The organism is Streptomyces sp. NPDC037290 (assembly GCF_055603245.1).
This window is the reverse complement of record NZ_JBVJVZ010000006.1, coordinates 389,704-396,793: the sequence shown is the minus strand read 5'-3', so window position 1 is coordinate 396,793 and position 7,090 is coordinate 389,704. Positions and strand designations below refer to the sequence as shown.

4 protein-coding genes are annotated in these 7,090 nt (G+C 71.7%); all 4 read right to left on the bottom strand.

Annotated features, from left to right (window positions below):
- Nucleotides 1-98: 98 nt before the first annotated feature.
- Entirely contained in the window at nt 99-2,186 is a 2,088-nt protein-coding gene (locus tag ACZ7HQ_RS23675; protein ID WP_470993228.1) for a SpoIIE family protein phosphatase, read from the bottom strand.
- Nucleotides 2,187-2,469: 283 nt separating this feature from the next.
- Nucleotides 2,470-3,159 (bottom strand): cytidylyl-2-hydroxypropylphosphonate hydrolase, encoded by a 690-nt coding sequence (fomD, locus tag ACZ7HQ_RS23670; RefSeq protein WP_470993224.1) that lies wholly within the window; start codon nt 3,157-3,159, stop codon nt 2,470-2,472.
- Nucleotides 3,160-3,254: 95 nt separating this feature from the next.
- On the bottom strand, nt 3,255-4,640 hold the full coding sequence (locus ACZ7HQ_RS23665) for a class II fumarate hydratase (protein ID WP_470993587.1): 1,386 nt from the start codon (nt 4,638-4,640) through the stop codon (nt 3,255-3,257).
- Nucleotides 4,641-5,299: 659 nt separating this feature from the next.
- Nucleotides 5,300-6,970: a fumarate hydratase gene (locus ACZ7HQ_RS23660; protein ID WP_470993221.1), complete on the bottom strand. Its 1,671-nt coding sequence runs from the start codon at nt 6,968-6,970 to the stop codon at nt 5,300-5,302.
- Between the last annotated feature and the right edge of the window lie 120 nt (nt 6,971-7,090).

Sequence of the window (7,090 nt, the reverse complement as noted above, 5' to 3'; positions counted from 1 at the left end):
AAAAACACCCCAAAGGACCCGGGGGAGGGGGGGGGGAAGGGAGAAAACAAACGAAACGCCCCCCCCCCCCCCCCGGCCCCCCCTCCCCACGGGGCCCCTCAGCCCCGGTTCAGCTCGAACCAGACCACCTTGCCGGTGCTCAGCCGGGTCGCGCCCCAGCGCCGGGCCAGTCTGTTGACCAGGTACAGGCCGCGTCCGCCCTCGTCCGTGGCCCGGGCCTGACGCAGCCGCGGCAGCTGCGGCACGTCGTCGCCGACCTCGCAGCGCAGCACGTCCGTGCGCAGCAGCCGCAGCGTCACCGGCCGCGACGCGTACCGTACGGCGTTCGTCACGACCTCGCTGACCAGCAGCTCGACCGAGTCCGTCAGGTCCTCCAGGTCCCAGCGGGCGAGCGCGCGCCGGGCCAGCCGTCGGGCCTGTCCCGGCGCCGAGTCCTCGGGCTCCAGCCGCCAGTACGCGACATCGCTCGGCGCGATCCCGTCGAAGCGGGCCGCGAGCAGCGCGATGTCGTCGTCCCGGTCGCCCGGGCCCAGCATGTCCAGCACCTCGTCGCACAGGGCTTCCAGCGGCGGCGGATGGTCGGGACCGGTCAACTGGGCCGTCGCGGCGAGCCGTTCCCGCAGCTGCTCTATGCCGGTCCACACGTCCCGCAGCCGCGACTCCACCAGACCGTCGGTGTACAGGAGCAGCGTGGCCCCGGCGGGCGCGTCCAGCTCGACCGCCTCGAAGTCGACGCCGCCGACCCCGATCGGCGCGCCCGGCGGCACCCGCAGCACCTCGGCCCGGCCGCCCAGGTGCAGCAGCACGGGCGGCGGATGACCGGCGTTGGCGATGGTGATGCGGTGGGTGACCGGGTCGTAGACGGCGTACAGACAGGTCGCCATGCGGTCGGTGCCGAGGCGCTGCGCCTGCTCGTCCAGATGGTGCAGCACCTCCTGCGGCGGCAGATCGAGCCCGGCCAGGGTCTGCGCCGTCGTGCGCAGCTGGCCCATGATCGCCGCCGAGGTCATGGAGTGGCCCATGACATCGCCGACGACGAGGGCGACCCGGCTGCCGGGCAGCGGGATGGCGTCGTACCAGTCACCGCCCACCCGCGCGGTCTCCGCGGCCGGCAGGTACCGCGAGGCCAGCCGCACACCCGTCGGGCGGGGCAGGGTCTCGGGCAGCATGGTGCGCTGCAGCTCGTCGGCGATGTAGGCCTCCCGGCCGTACAGCACCGCCTTGTCGATGCCGAGCGCGCTGTGCGTGGCCAGCTGCGCCGCCACCAGCAGGTCGTCGGCCTCGAACGCGAGCCGCTCCGGGCGGCGCAGGAACAGCGCCGCGCCGATCACCCGGCGTCTGCCGCGCAGCGGCGCGAGGATCGCGTGCTGCCCGGACGGCACGACCGCCTCGCCGCCCTCGCCGAGCAGCTCGGGCAGCGCGGCCCGGGCGGCGGGCGCGTCGGCGAACACCGGCCGCACCCCGCGCAGCACCTCGTTCAGCGCGCCGCCGGGGCGCACCTCACACAGCTCCGTGGTGAGCGCGGACAGCTCGGCCAGCGCGCTCGGCTCCGGCTCCGCCTCGAAGGCGGGCGGCAGCAGCACCCCGTCGGTGTCCCGCTCCTCCGGGATCCGGTCGGTACGGCGCAGCCGCAGCACCACCGGACCGGTGGGCCGCTCGTCGCCGACCGGCAGCGGGTCGCGCAGATAGACCAGGATCGCGTCGGAGAAGGTCGGCACGGTGGCCCGGCACAGCCCCATCACGATCTCGTCCAGATCCAGACCGCGGGCGATCCGCCGGGTGGCCGCGCCCACGAACCTGAGCCGGTCCCCGTCGCGCCGCATCGGCATCGGCCGCCCCGGCGGCAGACCGCGTCCGGTACGGCGCTCCTGGCCGCCCGGGGTCCGCTCCGGCTCGGTGCCGGGCTGCGGGGGAATGGCCTCCGGCGCGGGGCGCGGGCGATGTGCGCCGGGCTCGGTGGTGGCGGGCTGGGAGTGCTCCGGGCCGTTGACTGGGGGCTCCTTCCCCTTGTTCCCCTTGCCGCAGGGCGTGGTCGTCCCCGGACCGGAGGGCGTGCCGTCCGTCCGGGCCTGAACCGGTAAGGCGGCGGGCCCGCCGACCTGCTTCGGGGTATGACGGAGCGCCCCGCGGGCCTCCGCGGGGTCGGCGCCCTGAGGGCGCTCGAAAGAGGTGGGCTGCTCCGTCACGCGTGTCGCATCCATCCGTACGGCACTGCGCGCCGGGCGCGCAGTTGCTCCCGCAGAAGTCCCGATACCCGCAATACGTGCCCCAGGAACGGAATTCCCGCGTGCTCGGAGGTGGTTCCTGTGCCGCCACCGATCGCGGTGGTCACGCCGTCGTACCCCTCGCTCACGTCATGCCGCCCCTCGGTGACGATAGGTCAAGCCCGGCACATGCCCCGGGAGTTGCTGATGTGCGCCCTTGCGGAGGACGATCCTACGTTTACGGCCCGGGGGCGCATCAAGGGTCTCATGAGGACACATGCGCGGGCGTACGGTCCCAGTCCTCGGGGAGAGAAGGTACCGCCCACGCCGGATCCGGGCGCCAGTGCTGCCAGCCGTCCGAGAACGGCGGCCCCCAGGCCTCGATCACCTCGACCGCGGCCCGCCCGGCCGCCCGGGCCCGTTCGGCGGTGGCCGCGTCCATCAGTCCGTCCCGCTGGGCCTGCGCGAACTCGTCCTCGTCGCGCCAGTGCCAGCTGCGGTCCGGGAGGACGGAGATGTCCAGGAAGTAGTCCTCGGAGTCCACCCCGCCCGCCCAACGGGCCAGTGGCTGCTCAAGGTTGACGTACCAGCTCCTGAACCGCCAGCCCGGATCCCAGAACAGCCACACCGACCACGGCCGGCCCGGCTGGGCCAGCTTCAGCACGCCGGTGCCGAACCACCGGTCCCGCTGCACCGTGCGCGGCTTGGTGTAGCGGGACTCCAGCGGCTCCAGGTGGACGGGCGTGCCGTCGGCCAGGGCCGGTTTGACGCAGTCGGTGCCGGGGGCCAGCCACACGGCGAACAGTTCGGCGTCGTCACGGACGACGGTGACGGGCCGGGCGATGTGGAAGTGCTCGCCGGCGTTCTCCCGGTACCGCCACAGGACCTGGTCCCCGGGGCTCCAGTAGCTCGCCGCTGCCGCGTCCACGTGTGTCATCGCTCCGTCGTCCGTCATGGACAGATATTAGGTGCCGTAGGCATACGACGCTGCGGTGCACGTCACGGTTCCGCACCGCGGGCCGGCCGGTGGCCGGAAACGTTCGCCCGCGGTCACGGGTGCGTCATCCGCAGGACATCGAGTGCCTCGTCGAGCTGTTCCAGCGTCAGCTCGCCGCGGTCGACGTACCCGCTCTCCAGCACGACCTCCCGGATCGTCTTCCGCTCGGCGAGGGACTTCTTGGCGACCTTCGCGGCCTCCTCGTACCCGATGTACTTGTTGAGCGGGGTCACCACGGAGGGAGACGACTCGGCGTACTCCCGGGTCCGGTCCCGGTCGGCGGTGATGCCGTCGATCGTCCGGTCGGCCAGCAGCCGCGCGACGTTGGCGAGCAGCCGGATGGATTCGAGCACGTTCTTGGCGATGACCGGGAGCATCACGTTCAGCTCGAAGTTCCCGGCGGCGCCGGCGGTGGCGATGGTGGCGTCGTTGCCGATGACCTGGGCGGCCACCATGAGGACCGCTTCGGGGATCACCGGATTGACCTTGCCCGGCATGATGGACGAGCCCGGCTGGAGGTCCGGGAGCCGGATCTCGGCGAGCCCGGTGCGCGGCCCGGAGGACATCCAGCGCAGATCGTTCGCGATCTTCGTCAGTCCGACCGCGATGGTCCTGAGCTGCCCGCTGGTCTCCACGATCCCGTCCCGGGCACCCTGCGCCTCGAAGTGGTTCCGGGCCTCGGTCAGCGGCAGCCCGGTGGTCCGGGCGACCTCCTGGATGACGGCGGCGGAGAAGCCGGGCGGGGTGTTGATGCCGGTGCCGACCGCGGTGCCGCCGAGGGGGAGTTCGGCGAGCCGGGGCAGGGAGGCGTTCAGCCGCTCGACGCCGTAGCGGATCTGGGCGGCGTATCCGCCGAACTCCTGGCCGAGGGTCACGGGAGTGGCGTCCATGAGGTGGGTCCGCCCGGACTTGACGACGTCGGCGAACTCCTCCGACTTACGGGTCAGGGAGGCGGCGAGGTGGTCGAGGGCGGGGACGAGGTCGTGGGTGACGGCGGCGGTGGCGGCGATGTGGATGGAGGACGGGAAGACGTCGTTGGAGGACTGGGACGCGTTGACGTGGTCGTTCGGGTGCACGTCGCGGCCGAGCCGCTCGGTCGCCAGGGTCGCGATGACCTCGTTGGTGTTCATGTTGGAGGAGGTGCCGGAGCCGGTCTGGAAGACGTCGACGGGAAAGTGCTCGTCCCACGCACCGGTGGCGACCTCCGCGGCCGCGTCCTGGATCGCCTGGGCGACGTCCTTGTCGAGCACACCGAGTTCCGCGTTCACCTTTGCCGCGGCGCCCTTGATCCGGGCCAGCGCTTCGATGTGGGCGCGTTCCAGACGCCGGCCGGAGACGGGGAAGTTCTCGACGGCGCGCTGGGTCTGGGCGCGCCACTTGGCGGTGGCGGGGACGCGGACCTCGCCCATGGAGTCGTGCTCGATGCGGTAGTCGCTCATGGGAGTTACAGCGATCGGGGGTGCGGAGTTGTTCCCGTCGGTCACCCTGAGTGAGTGACCGGTTGCAGGGAGCCGCCGCAGGGCGCCGCTCCACGCGGGCGCGAAGACGAAGAGGCCCTGCGCCGTACCGGCGTAGCCGAAACCGGTGGCCGCGTCGACGGATGGGATGTCCTCCTCGGGCAGGTTCTTCGCCAGCACCTTCTTCGTCCGGGCGTCCACCGCGATGCCGGTGTTCTCGGCGGTCGCGTCGTCCGTCACCCCGTACAGCACCGACCCGTCGGCAGGTGGACGACCGGCGGCCGGTGCGCGGGAGGCGCGGCTGCAGGTGTGGCTGAGCCGCTACGGGGTGCACGCCGAGGGGGTGGTGGACCAGGAGCATGAGCCGGGGGACGACTGTTCGACGCCCGTCATCGAGTTCACCGACCGGCACGGCCGGCCCGTCAGGTTCCGGCCCCCCACGACGACGACGGGACTGGCCCTGGGACCCCGTGTCCACAGACTCCCCAGGCCCACCGACACGGCCCGATGGTTCACGAAGGTGCGTGGGCCCACCGGCTCCTCGGGCTTACGCGGCCGTGGCAGGGGGCCGCGAAGCGGGCGGCAGCCGCCTGCGCCGTCGGGCACGCGACCGCCGCCGCCCCTGATGAGCCCCTGGGGGCTCAGGCCAGGCCGGGCCCCCGGACCGGGATGCTGGTGAACGTCGGCTGCGGGGCCGGGTCCTGGAAGAAGTCGTTGCCCTTGTCGTCCACGACGATGAACGCCGGGAAGTCCTCGACCTCGATCTTCCAGACGGCCTCCATGCCGAGCTCCTCGTACTCGAGGACCTCGACCTTCTTGATGCAGTCCTGGGCGAGGCGCGCGGCGGGGCCGCCGATGGAACCGAGGTAGAAGCCGCCGTGCGCGCCGCACGCGTCGGTGACCTGCTTGCTGCGGTTGCCCTTCGCCAGCATCACCTTCGAGCCGCCCGCCGCCTGGAACTGCTCCACGTAGGAGTCCATGCGGCCGGCCGTCGTCGGGCCGAAGGAACCGGAGGCGTAGCCCTCGGGGGTCTTCGCCGGACCCGCGTAGTACACCGGGTGGTCCTTCAGGTACTGCGGCATCTCCTCGCCCGCGTCCAGCCGCTCCTTGATCTTCGCGTGCGCGATGTCACGGGCCACGACCAGCGGGCCGGTCAGGGAGAGGCGGGTCTTGACCGGGTACTTGGTCAGCTCGGCGAGGATCGTGTCCATCGGCTGGTTGAGGTCGATCCTGACCACGTCGGACGACTCGTCGAGGTGCTCGTCCGTCGTCTCCGGCAGGAAGCGCGCCGGGTCCGTCTCCAGCTGCTCCAGGAAGACGCCCTCGGCGGTGATCTTCGCGACGGCCTGGCGGTCGGCCGAGCAGGAGACGGCGATGGCGACCGGGCAGGACGCGCCGTGTCGGGGCAGGCGGACGACGCGGACGTCGTGGCAGAAGTACTTGCCGCCGAACTGCGCGCCGATGCCGATCTTCTGGGTCAGCTCGAAGACCTTCTGCTCGAGGTCCTTGTCGCGGAAGCCGTGGCCGAGCTCCGAGCCCTCGGCGGGGATCTCGTCCAGGTAGTGCGCGGAGGCGTACTTGGCGGTCTTCAGCGCGTACTCGGCGCTCGTGCCGCCGACGACGATCGCCAGGTGGTACGGCGGGCAGGCGGCCGTACCGAGCGAGCGGATCTTCTCCTCCAGGAACTTCATCATGGAGGCCTCGTTCAGGACGGCCTTGGTCTCCTGGTAGAGGAAGGACTTGTTGGCCGAGCCGCCGCCCTTGGCCATGAACAGGAACTTGTAGGCGCCGCCGTCGGTGGCGTACAGCTCGATCTGGGCCGGCAGGTTGGAGCCGGTGTTCTTCTCCTCCCACATGGTGAGCGGAGCCATCTGCGAATAGCGCAGGTTGAGGTTCAGGTACGCGTCGTAGATGCCGCGCGAGAGGGCCGCCTCGTCACCGCCCTCCGTCAGGACGTTCTGGCCGCGCTTGCCCATCACGATCGCCGTGCCGGTGTCCTGGCACATCGGCAGCACGCCGGCCGCCGCGATGTTGGCGTTCTTCAGCAGGTCCAGGGCGACGAACTTGTCGTTGCCGGACGCCTCGGGGTCGTCGATGATGCGGCGCAGCTGGGCGAGGTGGGCCGGGCGCAGGTAGTGCTGGATGTCGTGGATGGCCTCCTCGGCCAGCTTGCGCAGCGCCTCCGGCTCCACCTTGAGGAACGTCCGCCCGTCCGGGCCCTCGACGGTGGAGACGCCCTCGGACGTCACCAGCCGGTACGGGGTGGTGTCCTCTCCCTGGGGGAGCAGATCGGTGTACGCGAACTCAGGCATCTCAGCCCATTCCTCACTCTGACGGACGGCCGCCCGCCGACGCTGGCGGGCCTCACCAGCCTAGAACCTGCCACTGACACGGAACCTGTGAGGTGAGGCTCAGTGTTTGTGAAGTAGGGC